Origin of the sequence: Paraburkholderia sp. J11-2 (assembly GCF_905220185.1) — a bacterium.
Lineage (GTDB): Bacteria > Pseudomonadota > Gammaproteobacteria > Burkholderiales > Burkholderiaceae > Paraburkholderia.
Window position 1 is genome coordinate 87965 of the sequence record NZ_CAJMYY010000019.1, and the last position, 19513, is coordinate 107477.

Annotated in this window: 14 protein-coding genes; 5 read left to right on the top strand and 9 right to left on the bottom strand. The window is 62.9% G+C overall.

Annotated elements, in window-relative coordinates; genetic code table 11:
• Positions 1 to 218: 218 nt before the first annotated feature.
• A complete protein-coding gene (locus U5A57_RS25425; RefSeq protein WP_321914387.1) occupies positions 219 to 1190 on the bottom strand; it encodes a helix-turn-helix domain-containing protein in 972 nt (323 codons plus the stop codon).
• A gap of 99 nt (positions 1191 to 1289) precedes the next feature.
• Here U5A57_RS25425 and U5A57_RS25430 point away from each other — a divergent pair, with 99 nt between their 5' ends.
• On the top strand, positions 1290 to 2534 hold the full coding sequence (locus U5A57_RS25430) for a DUF1479 domain-containing protein (protein WP_321914388.1): 1245 nt from the start codon (positions 1290 to 1292) through the stop codon (positions 2532 to 2534).
• A 17-nt stretch (positions 2535 to 2551) separates the two neighbouring features.
• Here the strand turns inward: U5A57_RS25430 and U5A57_RS25435 are convergent, their stop codons facing one another.
• Together U5A57_RS25435 and U5A57_RS25440 are read right to left on the bottom strand one after the other, a co-directional pair.
• A complete protein-coding gene (locus tag U5A57_RS25435) occupies positions 2552 to 4288 on the bottom strand; it encodes an ATP-binding protein (protein ID WP_321914389.1) in 1737 nt (578 codons plus the stop codon).
• 152 nt (positions 4289 to 4440) lie between these two features.
• A complete protein-coding gene (locus U5A57_RS25440; RefSeq protein WP_321914390.1) occupies positions 4441 to 4776 on the bottom strand; it encodes a response regulator in 336 nt (111 codons plus the stop codon).
• Between the two features lie 277 nt (positions 4777 to 5053).
• Between U5A57_RS25440 and U5A57_RS25445 the strand changes: the two genes are divergently transcribed.
• Positions 5054 to 5329, top strand: a complete 276-nt coding sequence (locus tag U5A57_RS25445) for a hypothetical protein (RefSeq protein WP_321914391.1) — start codon at positions 5054 to 5056, stop codon at positions 5327 to 5329.
• 6 nt (positions 5330 to 5335) lie between these two features.
• Here the strand turns inward: U5A57_RS25445 and U5A57_RS25450 are convergent, their stop codons facing one another.
• Positions 5336 to 8398, bottom strand: coding sequence for an FAD-binding and (Fe-S)-binding domain-containing protein (locus U5A57_RS25450; RefSeq protein ID WP_321914392.1), 3063 nt, complete (start codon positions 8396 to 8398; stop codon positions 5336 to 5338).
• Positions 8399 to 8513: 115 nt separating this feature from the next.
• Here U5A57_RS25450 and U5A57_RS25455 point away from each other — a divergent pair, with 115 nt between their 5' ends.
• The 3 genes from U5A57_RS25455 (at position 8514) to U5A57_RS25465 (ending at position 11830) form a co-directional block, all read left to right on the top strand.
• The gene (locus U5A57_RS25455) at positions 8514 to 9431 is read left to right on the top strand and encodes a LysR substrate-binding domain-containing protein (protein ID WP_321914393.1); all 918 of its coding nucleotides are present in this window, start codon (positions 8514 to 8516) and stop codon (positions 9429 to 9431) included.
• A gap of 146 nt (positions 9432 to 9577) precedes the next feature.
• Entirely contained in the window at positions 9578 to 10879 is a 1302-nt protein-coding gene (locus tag U5A57_RS25460) for a cation:dicarboxylate symporter family transporter (RefSeq protein WP_321914394.1), read from the top strand.
• Between the two features lie 48 nt (positions 10880 to 10927).
• The gene (locus U5A57_RS25465; RefSeq protein WP_321914396.1) at positions 10928 to 11830 is read left to right on the top strand and encodes an NAD(P)-dependent oxidoreductase; all 903 of its coding nucleotides are present in this window, start codon (positions 10928 to 10930) and stop codon (positions 11828 to 11830) included.
• Here U5A57_RS25465 and U5A57_RS25470 read toward each other — a convergent pair.
• The 5 genes from U5A57_RS25470 to U5A57_RS25490 all read right to left on the bottom strand — a co-directional run bounded on the left by U5A57_RS25470 (position 11817) and on the right by U5A57_RS25490 (position 19462).
• A complete protein-coding gene (locus U5A57_RS25470; protein ID WP_321914397.1) occupies positions 11817 to 13370 on the bottom strand; it encodes a tetratricopeptide repeat-containing glycosyltransferase family protein in 1554 nt (517 codons plus the stop codon). The two genes, U5A57_RS25465 and U5A57_RS25470, sit on opposite strands and share 14 nt — an antisense overlap.
• A gap of 80 nt (positions 13371 to 13450) precedes the next feature.
• Entirely contained in the window at positions 13451 to 14797 is a 1347-nt protein-coding gene (locus U5A57_RS25475) for an MFS transporter (RefSeq protein WP_321914398.1), read from the bottom strand.
• Between the two features lie 301 nt (positions 14798 to 15098).
• The gene (locus U5A57_RS25480; RefSeq protein WP_321914399.1) at positions 15099 to 16340 is read right to left on the bottom strand and encodes a cytochrome-c peroxidase; all 1242 of its coding nucleotides are present in this window, start codon (positions 16338 to 16340) and stop codon (positions 15099 to 15101) included.
• Positions 16341 to 16415: 75 nt separating this feature from the next.
• Positions 16416 to 18296, bottom strand: a complete 1881-nt coding sequence (locus U5A57_RS25485) for an alkaline phosphatase family protein (RefSeq protein WP_321914400.1) — start codon at positions 18294 to 18296, stop codon at positions 16416 to 16418.
• Positions 18297 to 18592: 296 nt separating this feature from the next.
• The gene (locus U5A57_RS25490) at positions 18593 to 19462 is read right to left on the bottom strand and encodes an alpha/beta fold hydrolase (protein WP_321914401.1); all 870 of its coding nucleotides are present in this window, start codon (positions 19460 to 19462) and stop codon (positions 18593 to 18595) included.
• Positions 19463 to 19513: the final 51 nt, after the last annotated feature.

The window sequence follows — 19513 nt, forward strand, 5'->3', positions numbered from 1 at the left end:
GCAATTTTCTGTCCGACCGTGCGATTTTTCGCTATATCAACACATTCCCGAGGCGAATGACAGCACTCCAGGGAAATCGCTGAGACGACCGGGCATAGCGAGTCATAACGACTGGCTTACGGTTCGCTTAGGTCACGTCGGGTCCGTTTGTGATGACTGAACCCCGCGTTCGGCCGATTGGGCAATAGAAACGGCAATGCGCGCCCCGCGCAAGCAGTTCAGGCGCGGCGCACGCGACGCTTTCTGCTCGCCGTTCGCCGCGCAAGCTCGAGCGATGGCGAGCGCTCCGTAAGCGGCGGCGCCACATGATCTTCGGCGCGTTTCGCGCTCGTGAATTGCTGCCGGTAAGCCACCGGCGTGAGCGCTTTGGTGGCCTTGAACTGCCGGTTGAAGTTCGCCGCGTTGGGGAAGCCTGAGCGCACGGCGATCACGGAAACGGGCAACTGCGTATCGGTCAGCATCCGGCAGGCATGGCCGATTCGAACCCGCGCGATGTACTGCCCCACACTTTCGCCCGTGTGCTGCACGAAATGTCTCGTCAGCGTGCGCTCAGAAAGACCTGCGGCCTTGGCTAGCGTCGAAAGCCGCAAGGGTTGCGAGAACTGCGTTTCGATCAGCGCCAGTACGCGGTTCAACTGCTCAGGCTCATAGCCTGCAGATGCGCCCACGCGACCCTCGAACGCGCTGGGCGTCGCGAGCTGGGTGGCAGGCAACCCGGTCAACCAGACCAGGATATCCAGCACGGCAGCCAGACGCTCGCGCGGGTCCGCCGACAATAGACGATCAAGATAACCGCGCATATGCGCGCCGGCGCCTTCTTCGAAGACCAGCCCGCAGGCCGCGCGGCGCAACAGATTGCGCAGGCTCGCGTATTCCGGGCAAACGTCGGCGAGGCGCTGCACCCAGTTGCCTTCGAACCAGATGACGATGGCCACCTGCGAATCCGCCGGATCGATCGAGCGATTGGACGACCAGGTGTGCGGCATGTCCGGCGGGACGAGCACAAGATCATCAGCGCCATAAACGGTGACCGAGTCGCCGATATAGCGCTTGCCCTGGCTGTTCATCGTCAGCGTAAGTTCGTATTCCGGATGGTGATGCCATTCGAACGGAATGCGCGGCAAGCGCCGGTGGTAAACCCGCACCGAACAGCTGCTGCCGAAGTCGACGTGCTCGTACGCTGCTTTCATGGCCGAAACTGCAAAAAGATTGACCCGATAATATCACTGGCCAGGGCCGTGCCGGCGTACGCTCCCATCATTCGAAAACACCACGGTGGAGACAACAAAATGGCATTGCATATCGACGACCTGCCCGCGGCTATTCGCCGGGCGAAGCAGGAACTGCGGGAAAAACTGCCCAACTACAAGGCGGTGTTCGCCGAAGTCGAATCGGCCATGCAGGAAGAGGCGCATCGCATTGCCCAGCTTCGCGACCGGGGTGAGCCCGTGATCCCCGAAATTGCGTTTTCGGACATCGTCGGCAACCGGGTTAGCGCGGAGCAGATTGCGCTCGTGAAGGCGCGCGGCGCCTGTGTGATCCGCAAGGTGTTCGACCGCTCGCGCGTGGCGCAGTGGGACGACGACATTGCGGACTATGTCGAGCGCAACGACCTCGACCGCAAGCTGCTTCATCGCGCCGAAGACAAATACTTCGGCCAGCTGGCCTCGAGCAAGCCGCAGATCTACGGCGTGTACTGGTCGAAGCCGCAAGTGCTCGCGCGCCAGTCGCCGGAACTCACACAGGCGCGCGTGTTCCTGAACCGCCTGTGGCGCGCCGAGAGCGAAGGCCGCGTGCATTTCGACCCGAATCACGTGCCGGTTTATGCGGACCGTCTGCGCCGCCGCCCGCCTGGCTCCGAGTCGCTCGGCCTCTCCGCCCACTGCGACGGCGGCTCGGTCGAGCGCTGGATCGAGGCGAACTTCCGCAAGGTCTATCGCCATGTCTTCTCCGGAAACTGGCGCGACTATGACGCGTTCGACGCCGCGTGGCGCACCGAGGTCGAAGAGATTCCGTCACCCGCTGTCTGCTCGATGTTCCGCACGTTTCAGGGCTGGACGGCGCTCACTCAGCAGGGCCCCGGCGACGGCACGCTGCAACTCGTGCCCATTGCGAACGCGATGGTCTATATCCTGCTGCGCGCGCTGCAGGACGACATTGCGGACGACGACCTGTGCGGCGCGATGCCGGGCCGCGCGCTGTCGATCAAGCCGGAGTACCACGCGCCGCTTTTCCACGCGCTTTCGTCGATTCCGCTAATGCAGCCAGGCGACACCGTCTTCTGGCATAGCGACGTCATTCATGCCGTGGAAGATGCGCATCGCGGCAAGGGCTACAGCAACGTGATGTACATCGCTTCCGCGCCGTCTTGCGCCAAGAACGACGCGTATCTCGCACGGCAGTTGCCGAGCTTCCTCGAGGGCAAGAGCCCGCCCGATTTCCCGACGGATCATTTCGAAGTCGATTTCGTTGGGCGCGCAACCGCCGACGACCTGACACCGCTCGGGCGCGCGCAGATCGGCATGCAAGCCTGACGCAGCGGCAACGTCAATCAATCGGCCTTGTTGAGCGCGTTGCGCACCGCAACGGCAAGCTCATCGAATCGATAAGGCTTGCTAATGAGCGCAACGCCCTCGTCGAGCTTGCCGTCGTGGAAAATAACGTCGCGCGTATAGCCGGAGGCAAACAGGACCTCGGCGTGATAAGGCGGCCCGCTCGCAATGCGAGCCAGTTCGCTGCTTCTCACCGTACCGGGCGTCACGACATCGGTGAACAGCAGGTCGAAACGCTGGCCGCTCTGGATCAGTTTGAGGGCGTGCTCGCCGTCCTGCGCGGAGAGCACCTTGTAGCCGAGCTGCGCCAGCATTTCGATCGCGGCGATGCGAACCTCCGCGTCGTCTTCGACAACGAGAATGGTCTCGCCGCCGCGCTCCTGTCTCGCAACGCCTGGCTTGTACGCGTCGTATTCCGCTTCCAGGCTGCGCGGAAAATAGAGGTTGACGGTAGTGCCCTGGCCTTGCGTGCTTTCAATGAAGACGTGGCCCGAACTCTGCGCCACGAACCCATGCACCATACTCAAGCCGAGTCCCGTGCCCTGGCCCACGGCCTTCGTGGTGAAGAACGGCTCGAACACGCGCGCTTTCACGTGCTCGGGCATGCCGCAGCCCGAGTCCGAAACGCGCAGGCGAACGTATTCGCCTGCGGGCACGCCGTCACTGCGCGCCGCTTCATCGTTCTGTGCGTCGACGTTCGCGAGGCAAACGCCGATGCGTCCTGGTCCGTCTATTGCGTCGCGCGAGTTGATGACCAGATTCAACAGCGCGCTTTCCAGCTGACTGCGGTCCGCACAGATATTCCAGCTCTCGTGCGCCGGCACAATGGCGAGTTCGATCGTCTCCGGCAACGTGCGGTGAAGCATCTCGGCCATGCCTTCGACCAGCCGGAAGGGGTTCAGAACGGCCGGCGCGAGCGGTTGCCTGCGCGCAAAGGCCAGCAGTTGCGCGGCAAGCTTCGCACCGCGCGACACCGCATTGCTAACCGCGGCCACGCGCCGCTCGAGCGCGGCGTTGCCTTTCGTCGAAAGCTCGATGAGCTGCAGGTTGGCGGAAATGACCTGCAAGACGTTGTTGAAGTCGTGCGCCACGCCGCCCGTGAGACTGCCGATCGCTTCCAGCTTTTGCGCCTGACGCAGCCGCTCCTCCATCGCCACGCGCGCGCCCACTTCCTCGGCTACGCGCTGCTCCAGTGTCTGGGTCAGTTGCAACAGCGCGTCTTCCGCCACCTTGCGCTGCTTTTCCGCCTGCATCTTCGCCGTCGTTTCGAACACGATGGCGAGGACGCCCGCCGGCCGCTCGTCGTCTTCGAAAACCGGGCTATAGCTCAGGTCCAGCCACACGTCTTCGGCGTGACCCTCGCGATACAGCACGAGCTGCTTGTCCTGAAAGACGAGGGTCCCGCCGGCCAGGCACGTATCGACGACATTCCGGTTGAACGCGGCCACCTCTGGCCAGCCGGTTTCGACTGGCTTGCCCAGCAGGAACGGATGCCGGCCGCCCGCGAAAACCGCGTAGGCGTCGTTGTAGACCATCGTCCCTTCACGGCCCCATAGCATGACGAGCGGAGAAGGCGCGGCGAGCAGCATGTTGATCGCGGCAACGAGGCTCGCCGACCAGGTTGCGCGCGCGCCGAGCGCCGTATCGCTCCAGTCGAACACGGCGATGCGCTCCGCCATTTCACCGGGCCAGCGGGTCGAGGGGCGCTCGATCTGCGGTGGAACTTCCTTGTTCATGACGCGACTCTGCTCCGAGGAGACGCTGCGGAATACCGGAACGACAAGGCTCGTGGAGATTCGAGGCTCGCCGCGAGTGAGACGAAGTGCGCAATTATTGTTCCCGGCTTCCGGTGGAAGCCGGTCGAGTTAGCTACAACGCACAATCGGCGTCACAGGCAGGCCAGCAGGTCTTCGAGCCGCACCGGTTTCGTCAGACATTTGACGAAACCGGCGGCTGCGGCCCTGGCCGCGATATCCGGATCGGTGTGACCCGAGAGCAGAACGTACCGGGTATTCGACAGAGCGGGGTTGAGCTGAAGCTGACTCACCAGCTCTCCGCCGCTCATGTCAGGCAGCTTCCAGTCCACGAAGGCGAGTTCGGGAAGGAACGACCCGGCAACGAGCAGGGCCTCTTGTCCATCTGCCGCACATTGGGCTTGATGGCCTTCGAACTCGACGAGCGCCGCAAGCGCATCTGCGACGTCGCGGTTGTCGTCGACGAACAAGATTCGTTTTGGCATCGGGTGCAAAAAGCTGGCTGGAGCGGGGACGCAATAAACACCGGGTCGACTCGCGGTTCGCCTTCGAGTGTACCTGCTGCATCACGATAAATCCATCGTGCTACTGAACAATGCGCTGCGCGATGCTCATGACAACGCCGCGTCGCGCGCTTAACTCGTTGTTACGAATCTCGCAGCACCGTTTCACCTGTGTCCGGGGGCGACGCCTAGACTCCGAACCGTGCTCATCAAGAACGCACACAACGTGCGAAGGAGTCGCGATATGAAGAAGACCATTCTCGGCCTGGTACTGGGCGCAACGGCACTGGCGGCTTCGACCGCTGCATTGGCCCATGTGGATGTCGCCGTGGGCGTTGGCGTGCCAGGCGCGGTCTATGCCCCGGCTCCCATCCAGACAGACTGGAGAGGCGACGACGACTGGCGCGCGCGGCAGTGGCGCGAACACGAGTGGCGCGAGCACGAACGCCGCGAGCACGCATGGCGCGAACGGCAGTGGCGCGAACGCGAGTGGCACGACCGGGGCCGCTGGGACTATTGATCTGTTTCAGCGCAGGGCGTCCAGCAACACCTGAACCGGGTGGCGCAACTGACGCCCGCGCAAGCGCTTCACCTGGCAGCGGCACGAATAACCCGTGGCGATCAGCTCTTCCGCCCCTTGCGCCGCCGTCGATGCCGCATCGACATGCTGCGCCCACGATTGCTCGAAGATCGCTTCCGAAGTCGCGCGATTGCGCGCCTCGTGGCCATAGGTGCCCGACATGCCACAGCACCCGCTAGCCGGCGTCGCGAGCGCGAGGCCCGCTGCGGCGAATACGTCATTCCACAAGAGCGTGGCGGCGCTTGCGTTGGTGCGCTCGGTGCAATGCGGCAGCAGGCGGAACGACGCCGTCGCGCGATGCGCCGCTTCGCGGCTGCGCAGCGCGCCGCGCATTACGCTGATTAACCATTCCTGCGGCAGCAGCACCTCTGGCGCCGCCTCGATGCCTTCCACCTTGCGGTACTCCTGGCGGTACACGAGCGTCATGGCCGGGTCGATGCCGACGAGCGGCACACCCGAGCTGGCAAGCGAGGCCAGTTGCGCCGCATTGCGCCGCGCGGCGCGGCGAAACCGCGGCAGAAACCCCTGGACGTGCAGCGGCTTGCCGTTCGGGAAATAAGGCGCGACGAATACCTTGAATCCAAGACGTGCGGCTAGTTCGAGAAACGCGGAGGCAACCGGCGTCTCGAAGTAACGCGTGAACGCGTCCTGCACCACGATCACACTGCGCTGGCGTTCGGTTTCGCCAAGCGATGCGAGCCGTTCGGGCGTCGCGATCTCCGCTCCCGCCTTGCGCAACACCCCGCGCCATGACACACGGCTCAACAATGGGCTATCGACAAGGCCAATGCAGCGTGCGAGCAACGATTTGACGAGGCGCGCCTTCATCAACGCGTTGTACGCGCCACTTGCGCCAGGCACCGCCGCCACGCGCGGCACCGTGAATTCGAGTGCGCCGATCAAATAGTCGCGCAGCGGACGCAAATAGCGCGTGTGATAAAGCTCCAGAAAGCGCGCGCGAAACTCCGGCACGCTTACCTTTACCGGACATTGCCCCGTGCATGACTTGCACGACAGACAACCCGCCATGGCGTCATAAACCTCATGCGAGAAGTCCTGCTCGCCCTGGCGTTTGCGCACGCTGTTGACGATGCGCACCGGCAACGCCGCCGCAACCGGCGGCGCGACAAGATCCGCTCCGGCATCTTGTTGTCTGCGCAACCATTCTCGCATCAGCGAAGCCCGGCCCTTTGGCGAATGCACGCGCTCGCGCGTGGCTTTCCACGACGGACACATGGCGTCGTTCGGGTCGAAGTTGTAGCACGCCCCGTTGCCGTTGCAATGAACGGCGTCGGCGTTGGCCTGCCAGACGCGCTCGTCTATGCGCCGGTCCAGCTCGCCGCGCAGTGTCGTCGCGTCGATCTTCAGCAGCGCCGCACTCGCGCCGGCAGGCGTCGCGATCTTGCCTGGATTGAGCTGATTGTACGGATCGAATGCCGCCTTGAGCCGCTGCAGCGCCGGATACAAAGGCCCGAAATACTCGGGCACGTACTCGGAGCGCACGCCCTTGCCATGCTCGCCCCACAGCAGGCCGCCATACTTCATCGTCAAGGCAGTCACGGCATCCGAAATGGGGCGCACGAGCGCGGCCTCGTCGGGATTGCGCATGTCGAGCGCGGGGCGCACGTGGAGCACGCCCGCATCGACGTGGCCGAACATGCCATAACGCAGACCGAAACCATCGAGCAGCGCGCGAAACTCTGCAATGTAGTCGGCAAGATTTTCGGGCGGCACGGCCGTGTCCTCCACGAAGGGCTGCGGGCGGCTCGCGCCGCGCGCATTGCCCAGCAGGCCCACCGCGCGCTTGCGCATCGCATAGACGCGATTGATTGCCGCCTCGCCATCGGCAATCGTATGGCCGAGACGCTTCACGCTCGCGTCCGCGCCCAGGTGCTCGGCGAACGCCGCCACGCGCGCGCGCAATGCGTCCGCATCGTCGCCGCTGAATTCGACCATGTTGATGCCGTTCGCACCGCCTTGCACTCCTTCGTCGGCGGGGAAATACTCGGCCACGCTTTGCCAGAAGATATCCTCGCGCGCCAGCCGCAGCACCGTGGAATCCACGGTTTCGATCGAGAGTGGGCGATGCGCCATCAGCGCGCGCGCGTCGCGCAGGGCATCCATGAAGCTCTCATAGCGGACATTGACGAGCACGGCGTGCCTGGGCACAGGCAGCACGTTCAGCGTTGCCTCGACGATGAAGCCGAGCGTGCCTTCCGAGCCGCACAGCACGCTGTTGATGTCGAAGCGCCCTTCGCCGTCATGCAGATGAGCGAGGTCATAACCCGTCAAGCAACGGTTCAACGCGGGAAAACGCTCGCGTATCAGACCGGCTTCGCGCTCGCTGATATCGCGCGCGGTGCGGAAAACCTCGCCGACCTTGTCCTTGCGCGCGCAAAGCGCGCCGAGTGCGGCACGATCGACCGGCTCGCTCGACAAACGCTCACCGCCAACGAGGACCGTTTCCAGCGCGAGCACGTGGTCGCGCGTTTTCCCGTAGGTGCAACTGCCCTGCCCGCTCGCATCCGTGCTGATCATGCCGCCGATGGTCGCGCGGTTCGACGTCGACAGCTCCGGCGCGAAAAAGAGCCCGTGGCGCTTCAATTCGGCATTGAGCTGATCCTTGACCACGCCGGCCTCCACGCGCGCCGTACGCGCCACCGGATCGATTTCGAGGATTCGATTCATATGTCTCGACATATCGACCACGACGCCTTCGGTCAGCGACTGCCCGTTCGTACCCGTGCCGCCGCCGCGCGCCGCGACCGCCACGCCGCGAAATGTGTCGCGCCCGAGCAGGCTCGCGAGCCGTGCGACGTCCTGCGCGTGGCGCGGGAACACCACCGCCTGCGCATAGCGCTGGTAGATCGAATTGTCCGTGGCCAGCACCGTGCGCGTGGCGTGACTCGCATCCACCTCGCCTTCGAAGCCCGACGCCTCCAGTTCATGCAAAAATTGACGGATCAGGGGGCTGCCGAATTCGCCGATGGTAAGCTGGGCAATGGTCATGTGGCTCTCGAAGTCTCGTACTGGGCGCTATCGACCCTTTTCTGGCATGAAATTGTCGCCTCCCAACCGGCACCGGGCAAACGTAAAAAGATTGGGTTGATCATGAGGTTTATGAATGAATTACCGCAAGCTCACGCCCTCCATGTCGCTGCTGCTCGCGTTCGAAGCGTCCGCGCGCCATGAGAGCTTTACGCGTGCCGCCGAGGAACTGTCGCTCACGCAGAGCGCTGTGAGCCGCCAGGTTCAAGCGCTCGAGGCGATGCTCGACCTGCCGCTCTTCACGCGCGAGGGCAAACGCATCGTCCCGACCGATATCGGCCGAGCCTATATGGCCGAGATCTCTCATGCGCTTACGCTGATCCGTAGCGCGACGCTGCAAGCCCTCACGGCGAGCGCGCCAAAAACGCAGTTGCGCGTTGCGACCCTGCCGACGTTCGGCGCCAAGTGGCTGCTGCCGCGCCTGCACCGTTTCTATCAAGCACACCCCGATTTGCAGATCGATCTCGACTCGCGCATCGAGGCGGCCGATTTTTCGACTCAGGATCTCGACGCCGCCATCGTGGTGGGCGACGGGCGCTGGCCCGGCGTCACGGCGCACAGGCTCTATGCGGAAGAGCTGGTGCTGGTTGGCAGCCCCACTGCGTTGCCGTTCGCGAGAAAACCGAAGCGACGGGCCGCCGCGCCAACCATCGAATCGCTCGACGGCCTCACACTGCTGCGCGTGCGCAGCTTTCCCGACGCATGGCGCGAATGGTGCGCGCATTTCGGCTTGCCTCACGACGCGCTGCGCCCGGGCCCGAGTTTCGAGCTGACCTCGCACTTGATCCAGGCGGTCGTCGCCGGCATCGGCGTGGGCCTCGTGCCGCGTATGCTGGTCGAAGACGAATTGAACGAGAAGCGGCTTCTCAGCCCGTTCGAGGCGGTGCCAAGCTCGCGTTCGTACTACCTGGTCTACCCGGAGCGTGCTCAGCGCCACCCCGTGCTGGTTGCGTTCCGGGACTGGCTGCTGGAGGAGCTTGCCGGGCAGCAGTGACTGCGGAATGAATCTTGCTGCACGCACAACGCATGATTTAAGCCATATCGATAAATAGAACAGATGGCTTTATTAACGTTTCGCAAAGCCTGAAGACCAGCCTCCCCCTCCATAATTCCGTATGAATAATCACAACGGAGGAGACAGTGAGGCTGTTGCGCAAGCTGTACATCCAGGTGCTGATTGCGATCGCGCTGGCCATTGCGTTCGGCCTGCTCGCGCCGCACGAGGCCGTAAAAATGAAACCGTTGGGCGAGAGCTTCATCGCGCTACTGAAGATGATGCTCGGGCCCATCATCTTCTGCACGGTCGTGCACGGCGTGGGGCACATCAAGGACTTCAAGCGCCTTGGCCGGCTCGGTGTGAAGACGCTGCTCTATTTCGAAGTGGTCAGCACGCTCGCCATGCTGACTGGCTTTGCGGTCGTTAATATCGTGCGCCCCGGCGACGGGCTCCATGCGCGCTCACTCAGCGCAAGCGAAGGCGCCGCGGCAGCAATCAAGGCAGGCACGACCGGCGATTTCTCGTTCACGCACTTTCTCACCTCCATCATTCCGCATACGCTCGTCTCGGCGTTCGTGAGCGGTGACATTCTTCCCGTGCTGTTCGTTTCGCTGCTCACGGGCTTCGCGCTCGCCACTTGCGCGAAGCCCGACTGGGGCGTGTTCCGCTTGATCGAGGAAGCGCAAACCGTCGTCTTCAAGATGCTCGGCTTCATCATGCGGCTCTCGCCAATTGGCGCATTCGGCGCAATGGCCGCGGCCGTGGGCAGCTACGGCAGCGTCACGCTGCTGTTCCTGCTGCGCTATGTGCTCACCTATTACGCAAGCACGCTGTGCTTCGTGTTCGTCGTGCTCGGCGTCGTGGCTGGCCTGGCTGGATTCTCGATCTTCAGGATCCTTTCGCTCATCAAGGAAGAAGCCATTCTCGCGATGGGCACGGCCGCGAGCGAAGTCGCGCTGCCGCGCCTCGTCAGCAAGCTCGAACAGGCGGGCTGCGACGAAGCCGTGGTGGGCTTCGTGCTGCCGGCGGGGTATAGCTTCAATATCGATGGCGCGTGCCTCTACATGGCCTGCGGTGTCGGCTTCATCGCACAGGCGACCGACACGCCTTTGAGCCTCTCGCAACAACTCGCGCTGCTCGCGGTGATGATGCTCACGTCCAAGGGCGGAGCGGGCGCTGCAGGCGGCGCGCTCGTCAAGCTCGCGGCCACCATCCAAACCTCGCGTGTGCTGCCGCTTGCCGGCGTGGGCTTGCTGTTCGGCATCGACCGCGTGCTTGCCATTGCGACTTCCACGACCAATGTGATTGGCAACTCGGTAGCCGTGCTCGTCTTGTCGAAATGGGAGAAGATGTTCGACAAGAACAAGTTCGAATCCCACATGAACCGGCGGCACACGGCGCGCGTGGAGCCGCCGCCAGCTCAGGCCAGCGAGCCTCGCGTGTGAGCCTGCAACGTTTGTCTCTTCATCAACGCCATCGAGAGAGTGTCAAGCATGGAACAGCAAACCCAACAGCCGGTAACGCGCGTTGCGATCATTGGCTTTGGCGAAGTGGGGCCGATTTTTGCGCACGCGCTCGCGCAAGCCGGACTGCACGTTTCGACTTACGACATCAAGCTACAGGACAGCGCCACGCGCGAGACGATCCTCAAACGCGCGAGCGAGAGCGGCGCTCATGTCGCCGACGATCTCGCATCGGCGCTAGTGGGCGCACAGCTCGTGTTTTCCGCCGTCACGGCGAGCCAGGCCGAAGCGGTGGCAAGTGCATGCGCCGCGTATTTGCTTGCCGGTCAAACATTTATCGACCTGAACTCCGTCTCGCCCGCCGTCAAGCAGCGCAACAGCCAGGCCGTGGAGCGCGTGGGCGCCGATTACGTGGAGGCCGCAGTCATGGCGCCCGTGCCGCCGCAAGGCATACGCGTGCCGATGCTGCTGGGCGGACGCGTTGCCGGGCACACCGCCGACGTGCTCAACGCGCTCGGCATGCGCGCGCAATGCGTGGCCGCCGAGGTAGGCCTCGCCTCCGCCATCAAGCTGTGCCGCAGCATCATGATCAAAGGCATGGAAGCGATGTGCGTGCAATCGATGCTCGCCGCGAAGCAGTTCGGCGTGGACGACCGCGTGCTTGCCTCGCTTGCGGCAAGCTTCCCAGGCATGGGCTGGGACACGGGCTATGAGTCGTACTTGATTGGCCGCGTGGTCGAGCATGGCCAGCGGCGCTCCGAGGAAATGCGCGAGGCGGCGGCCATGCTCGACGGCCTCGGCATGTCGAGTGAGCTGGCCAACGCCATTGCGAATGTCCAGCAGGCGCTGGCCGAACGTGCTGCGCCGCTCGTCGCGGCGCTAGACGAAAAAGGCAGACTGCCGGAGTGGCGCACGCTGCTCAAGCCTTCGTGATGGGGTTGCCGTTCACTGAATAGCGTGTGGCGAGTGCGTCGAGCACGCGGTTTAGTACGTCGTCCCAATTGCCTCGCTCTTTCTGCGTGAAGAGACGCAGGCCCGGATACCACGGGCTGTCGTCGCGATCGCGCAGCCAACGCCAGCAGCCGGCAAAGCGATTGAGCAGCCATACCGGCTTGCCCATTGCAGCAGCCAGATGCGCCACCGACGTATCGACCGAGATGACGAGATCGAGGCCGTCGATCAACGCCGCGGTATCGGCGAAGTCGCCGGCTTCGTGCATCCAGTCGGTAATTTGCACGCGATATACCGATGGCAATTGCTTCGATGCGTCTTCGGCTTTTTGCAGGCTGATCCAGTGCGCGCCTCGCCAGGACAGCAGCTTCGCAAACGCGTCAGGCGCGATGCTGCGTCGGCGATCGGCCGCCGTGCCCGTATGACCGCCTGCCCAAACAAGGCCAATGCGCGGCTTCATGTCGTCGCCACACGCGCGGAGCCGATCGGCCCACATGCGCGCGCGCTGCGGTTCGGCGTGTAGATACGGTATAGGCGCGGGAATGTTGTCGAGGCGCGTGCCGAGCAGCATCGGCAGCGAGAGCAGTGAGCAATAGGCGTCCCACGCGCCAAGGTCTGACGGCACTTCGTCGAGCAGCACGATATTCGGCCAACGCGTGCAAAGCGACTGTTCGAGCAACTGGCGCAACGGCCTGGGGCAGATGTAGCCAACTCGCGTGCCGCGCGCAAGCGCAATGGGCAGATAGCGGCAGAATTGCAGCGCGTCGCCAAAGCCCTGCTCGTGCAGCACGAGCAAACGGCGCTCGCCTGGGAGCGGGCCGCTTCGCCAACGCGGAATTGGCAGCGTGGGGGCGCCCTGCGCCGCTGGCCGCTCTCCCACCTGAAAGCTCGCCCAGCGCTGCTCGAAGTATGGCCATGCTTCTTCGTAACGGCCCGCTGCAAGCAACGCGTGACCCAGATTGCTGTGGGCTTCGACATTGCGCGGATCGCGTGCGATAGCACGCTCGAAATGGGCGATGGCGGTGGCGAGATCGCCAAGATCCTTCGTGACCGTGCCGAGATTGTTATGCGCCGCCGCGTGATCGCGTTGACGCGCCAGGGTTTGACGGTAGCTCTGCGCCGCCGCGGCGGGCTGATCGTCGAGCTGCTGGGCGACGCCGAGGTTATACGAAAGCAGCGATGTATCGACTGCCGGAAAGCGTTCGCGGGCGCGCCGCAGGCCGAGACGCGCCGTTTCGGCCGCCGCCGCGTAGTCACCTAGACGCGTTTGCGTCACGCAAAGGCTGTTGCAGTACACGGGGTGCGGGCGTAGCTGAACGGCGCGCCTCAGCCAGTGTTGTGCTTCGGCCGGTGAGCCCATTGCGAGCGCGAGCAGCCCGCGCCTGTGGAGCGCGTCGCTGTTGCGCGGATTCGCCTCGATGACCTTGTCGGCAAGCTCCAATGCGCTTTGCCAATCGCCTGCGGCGTAGGCGCGATCGGCGCCTTCCAGATATGACTGCGTGTGGTTGATGGGGGACGACACGGGTATCCTCGATGAATGAGTTTGCCCGGACCATACTGCCGTCTCAAATCAAACTGCCCCGCAACGCAGGGCATCCCACCTCAGCGGCCAGCCTTCACAGCCGGCACACCCGCCACCAACGCGGCCCCACTCACCACCAGCAACGCCGCGAGCAGATAAAGCGCGTTATCCATGCTGCCCGTATGCGTCTTGATGAGCCCGATCGCCCACGGGCTCACAATGCCGCTCGTAATGCCAATGCTGCTGATGAGCGCGATCCCCGCTGCTGCGGCTTTGCCCGAGAGATACGCCGAAGGCACTGCCCAGAAGATCGGCAACGCGGCGAAGATCAGCACCGCTGCGATCGAGAGGATCGCCATCATCGCGGCGAAGCTCGCCAGATGCAGCGTGAGCAGCGCCAATGCGATGCCGCCGCCTATCGTGCACGCCGCGAAATGCCAGCGCCGTTCGCCACGCCGGTCCGAGCGGCGTGCGATCCACATGAGGCCCACCGCGCCCACCGCATTCGGAATGACGGTGTAGAGGCTGATCGCCAGCACGTCGTGCACGCCGAAGTCGCGAATCATGAGCGGCATCCAGAAGTTCAACGTGAGCGAGGCACACGTCAGCGAGAAATAGATGAACGCGAACAGATACACGCGCGGATTGCGCAACGCCGCTCCAAACGACCGCGTGGAATGCGCGTGCCCGCCTTCGCCGTCGCGTTGCGCAAGGAGGTGGTCCTTCTCCGCATCGGTCAGCCACCTCGCCTTCTCGGGGCCGTCCACGAGCCAGAACGCCGCCATGAGGCCAAGCAGCACGGCCGGCAGACCTTCGATCAGGAACATCCAGCGCCAGCCCGCAAGACCCGCCACGCCGGCCAGGTCGCGCATGATCCATCCCGAGATGAGGCCGCCCAGTACACCCGCCACCGCCACGCCCGCGAAGAAGATCGAAAACACGGCCGCGCGGCGGCGCGCCGGATACCAGTACGTGAGATAGAGCACGATGCCCGGAAAGAAGCCCGCCTCGAACACGCCCAGCAGGAAGCGCAGCGCGTAAAACTGCGTGGGGCTCGCCACGAACATCATGCTGGTCGAGGCAACGCCCCACAGCAGCATGATGCGCATGAACGTGCGGCGCGCGCCGAAGCGCGCGAGCAACATGTTGCTCGGCACTTCGCACAGCACGTAGCCCACGTAGAACACCGCGGCGCCAAGGCCGTACATCGCGTCGCTGAAGCCCAGGTCGTGCTTCATCTGCAATTGCGCGAAGCCGATGTTGATGCGGTCTAGAAACGATACGACATAGCAAACGAACAGGAACGGGATGACGCGCGCCGACACTTTGCGATACAGCGCGTCGTCTTGCTGCGAAGGATTCAGCGCGGGCGCGGCATACGTGCGCGCGGCTTCGGACCCGCGGTCCGTGGCAATCGATTGGGGCATCTGCCTGTCTCCAAACATGACTGCGGCTCACCCGGTCGGAACCGGGCAAACCGTTGATGCGCGGCGTCTTGCGCGCCTTGCGCGGCTCGCCGGGACGCTTGCGGTGCGCGCGTCTCCAGGCAGTGAGCCGATCATAGGTGGGGCAGGTTTAATTTGTCAATGGCGAATCGTTTCGTTTTACGCTAATGCGGGTTTGTCTTTAGTTGCGCGGCGCTCTTTCGTCACACAAAAGCCGTAGCGAATCGCATATAAAAAAACCCGGTTCAAAAGCTGACCGGGTTTTTCTTTTCTCTGCGCAACGTTAGCGAGGCACTGTCTTTGCGTCCGCGTCGGTCAGGGTATTCAGGAACGCCACCACGTCGCGGATATCCGAGTCCGACCAGACCGGTTTGCCGCCCCGGTGATTCGTCAGCGGTTCCGTCTTGATATCCACGTTACTGCGCAGATTCTTCGGCAGGTCGTCAAACTTCACGACATGGCCGTGCGCGTCTTTCGAATACCACTTCTCCGGGTTCGTGTCGCGCTCAACATAGAAGCGCATCGAGTCTTCAAGTGTATGGAACATGCCATTGTGGAAGAACACGCGTCGCGTGGCGACGTTGCGAAGCGTAGGTGTGCGGAACATTCCACAGAACCACTTCTGCTGCTTCGTCTGGTCTTCACGCAGCGGCCCACATAACCCCATGTCGAAGAAGTTCGGATCGCGGTTGGCCGGAATGTCCATGTTGCGCGGCACGCCCAGCGTCTGGAAGTTGTAATCCGTCAGTGCCGGATGCGAGCCGTGAGCGCCTTTGTTGATCAAATGACAGCTTGCACAGTTGCCCTTGTCCGGGTCGCTGAACAGCATCAATCCGTGCGCTTCCTGTGGCGTGAATTGATCCTTGCCGTCGAGCACGCGGTCGAACTTGCTGGAGTACGGCGCGAACGACGGATCATTGAACTGGAACGCCTGCAAGACCTTTCCAAGGTCCGCCAGCGCCTGCGCCGGTCGCGAGAAAATGTCCTCGCCGAATGCTTCCCGGAACGGCTGTGCGTAGGCGCTTTTGCTCAACTTCTGCGCCACGTCCTCCGCGCTGCTATTGGCCATTTCATCCGGATTGAGCAGGGGGAATGCAGCCTGATCCGCGGGGGTGTTGTAGCGCCCGTCCCAGGTGTATCCGCCGATGGGCTGATTATCTCCATCCTCGAGACGCTCTTTCAGGCTATTTGCCTGCGTGTACGTCCAGTAAGGCACCGCACGCAGATAACGCAGCGACGGCACCGCGCGCAGTCCGGCTCGATCGAGGTTTGGGCCGCCCAACTGGACAGGCAGACCGTTCGGCGGCCCATAGGCATTCGCGGGGCTGTGACAGGAGGCACACGACTGCTTGCCGGAGGCCGACAGCGACGGATCGAAGAACGCTGCCTTGCCGATCGCTGCCAGATCAGGGGCAGCAGCCTTGACCGGGGCGGCTTGAGCGTCCGCTGCATGTTTGTCGCAGGCGGACAGAAGGAAAATGCAAAGGGCCGTTGCGAAAACAGCCTTTGAAGGAAATTGGCGCATGACGGATAAAAAAACAGCCCGGTTCGAACAGAGAACCGGGCAAAGACAACAGAGTTCTTGTGAGACCGCCAGGGATTAGCGGTTATCGATGTTGGCCGACGTGAAGATCGGCTTGAGCGACGCATCATCGGCGTAGCCGAGATACGAGCCCATGCCGAAGTTGTCTTCGAGCGATCGCAGCAGCGCGTAGTGGTTGTAGCCCGTGCTGTCCACGTGACCGCCCTTGATGAACGGCGACAGCAAAAGCGTACCAATCTGATCGCCACCGACTCCGAGGTAGTTCAACGCAATCGACACGTTCTGCACGGATGCAGGCAGCGTCGCCGGGTTGATACCGAGCAGGCTTGCTTCAGCCACCGGCAGCGTGGACATCGTGACCTGTTCCGGACGCGTCACGTTCGGACCCGTTTGCTGGTTGCAGCCAGGGCACTGGTTGCCCATCTCCGGCTCCAGCAGGGAGAGCGTCTTGCCATCCGCACTGACTTGCGTTGTCGGTGTCAGTCCGGTCACGACGCCTTCATCCGTGGTGATGATGATCAGGCCGTCCTGCTTGTAGGCGGGCGAAGCCTGGATCATCGGGATCGTCTTCTTCAGGAACGCGTCGATCGAAGCCAAACCGCCAGGCTGACCGTTCGCGCAGCCCTTGCCCGCAGTCCCCGTACCGTCACCATCATGACCGTCGTCACACAGGTTCGGCGTGATGAAGGAGAAGTTCGGCGTGGTGTCGATCGACTGAAGATCCGTTGCCAGGTCGTCTTGCAGGTTGACCACGTGCGCGTCGCAGTTCGCCAGATCATCGATGGTCGAATGGAAATACGGGAACGGATTGTGACGCGTCGCGTACTCATCGCCCGGCTTGTCACCCGAGGCCGAAGGAGCCTGCGCGGCCTGCGTGCCATCCACAGCCTTCGTTGGGTCGGCGCCCGCGAGCTGGGCGGTTCGGCGCGGGAACGAACAGGTTCTCGTGCCGTCACGGTTCAGGTCGTTGCCCATGTCCTCGTTGTAGCTGCGCCACGTGAGCTTGGCTTGCTCCATCTGATTGCCAATATGCTGAACGCGAGCCGGGAATACGCAGCCGCCGCTTTGATGGCCGTTTGCGTCCGTGCCTGCCTTGAGCACTTTGGCGTTCGCCGAGTCGCTGCCGGCGTCGACAATATCGGACCACAACTGGAAACAGTCCGTTTCGGTGTCGTGCGTCGACGGCTGACCTGAGACCATCGAGATGTAATTGTCCAGCGAAACGTGGCCGGTGCCGTAGTAGTTCGAGAGGAACGTGCCCTGCGGCATCAGCGATTTCAGATACGGGTCCTGGTTCGAATCCGAGGCCGTCGTGCCGTACGTCGATTCCGCGCTCTTGTTTTCGAGCACGATAACCCAGACGTGCTTGATCGCCTTGCTCGAAGCGACGGTTGCAATGTACTGGTCGCTCGCTGCCTTCACCACGACGTTGCCGTTGGTGTTGAAGTCGCCCAGCAGGGCGTCCGGCGTCGTGCCGATCTTGTTCGCCAGTTGCGTTTGAGCGTCCGATTGCGACAGGCCGCTGTCAATCAGTTGCGAAAGCTGCGTGGTGATCGCACTCACGGAACTGACACCACGCGGCGAACGGAACGTAGCCGTGCTGTTGAACGTCGTGCCCATGTTCTTGCCCGATGCGTCGTTCTCCGCTGCACCATTCAGGTCAGCAACGACATACTTCCAGGCTCCGTTGCTCGTATCGGTGATCGAGAACTTGCCTTGGGCATCCGAGCGCGCGACAGGCTCGCCCTGGTCGCACTTGCCGTTGTTGTTCACATCGAGGCAGACCGCCGCCCCCTGGATATAGCTGCCGAGCACCTGGCCAGTGACCTTCGGCCCGTTCGAGCCACTGTCGTTGCTTCCGCAGGCAGACAACCCTGCCATTACACCGATACTTGCCAGTATCGTGAGCGTGCCCCTGCGCAACCGTGCATTTTTCACAACTTCTCCTTGTTATATGCCGGGTATACCCGACAGTTTTTAAGTCGCGGAAAGTATATGTAAGTTGTGTTACATGATTGTTAAGATGTTGTGAGCGCAACAGATCGACGTTGGCTTCGATGCCCCTCCGGCAAATTGAGGCTCGACGAGAAAGGAAAAGACCTTCGGCTACGTGCGGCATGCTTTCAAAGACACAACCGTGCTGGAATGGCTTCTCACGGGAGGTCAGAGCCCCCCAATAAAAACGGCGCACCATGAGGTGCGCCGCTTCGTTGCTGCAACTGCTTACGCGTGCTTCAGTGCTTCAAAAAGTCGATCACCATGCGGTTGAACGCTTCAGCGTGCTCCCACTGCGCCCAGTGCCCACAACGGTTGAACACATGCAGTTGCGCGTTCTGCATGCCGGCCAGCAGACGCAGGCCGATATCCATCGGCACGAAGCGGTCGTCGCGGCCCCAGATCACGAGCGTGGGCGCGGCGATTTCGCCAAGGCGCGCGCCGTAGTCGCTGAACTGCTTCGGGAACGCGGCGAGACTCTTCACGAAGTTTTCCAGGTGGTCGCGGCGCGCGAGCATGTTGTCGAGCCGCGTTTGCATCAGCTCGTCGGTGAGCGCGCTCGCGTCGTACACGAACACGTTCATCATGCGCTTGAGGTTCTCGATGGTCGGATCGCGATAGAGACCTTGCAGCAGCTTGATGCCTTCGGTCGGCATCGGCACGAAGTTGCTCGGGCCGCCGGTGCCGCCGCCCATCAGCACGAGCTTGCCCACGCGTTGCGGGTTCGCCAGCGCGAAGGCAACGGCGCTGTGACCGCCCATCGAATTGCCGAGAATATGCACGCGCTCGATGTCGAGCACGTCGAGCAGCCCCTTGAGCACGCGGCCGTTCAGGTCCGAGCGCGAGCTCGTGCAAACGATCGGGTCGCTCTTGCTCCAGCCCGGGCAGTCCATCAGGATCACGCGGTAGCCGGCCGCGACGAGCGGCTCGACGTTTCGGTTGAAGTTGGCCCAGCCGCTCGCGCCCGGACCCGAGCCGTGCAGCATCACAACGGTTTCGGCGCCAACGCCTGCGTCGTTGTAGTGAATCTGGAACTCGACCTCGCCGTCCTTCACGCGGGCGAACTGGCTCGTCGAGGCTTCGGTGATTGCTTGTGCCGTACCAGTCATGATGACCATCCTTTAAAACGTGATAACCCATGCCGGAGAAAGCGTATGCCT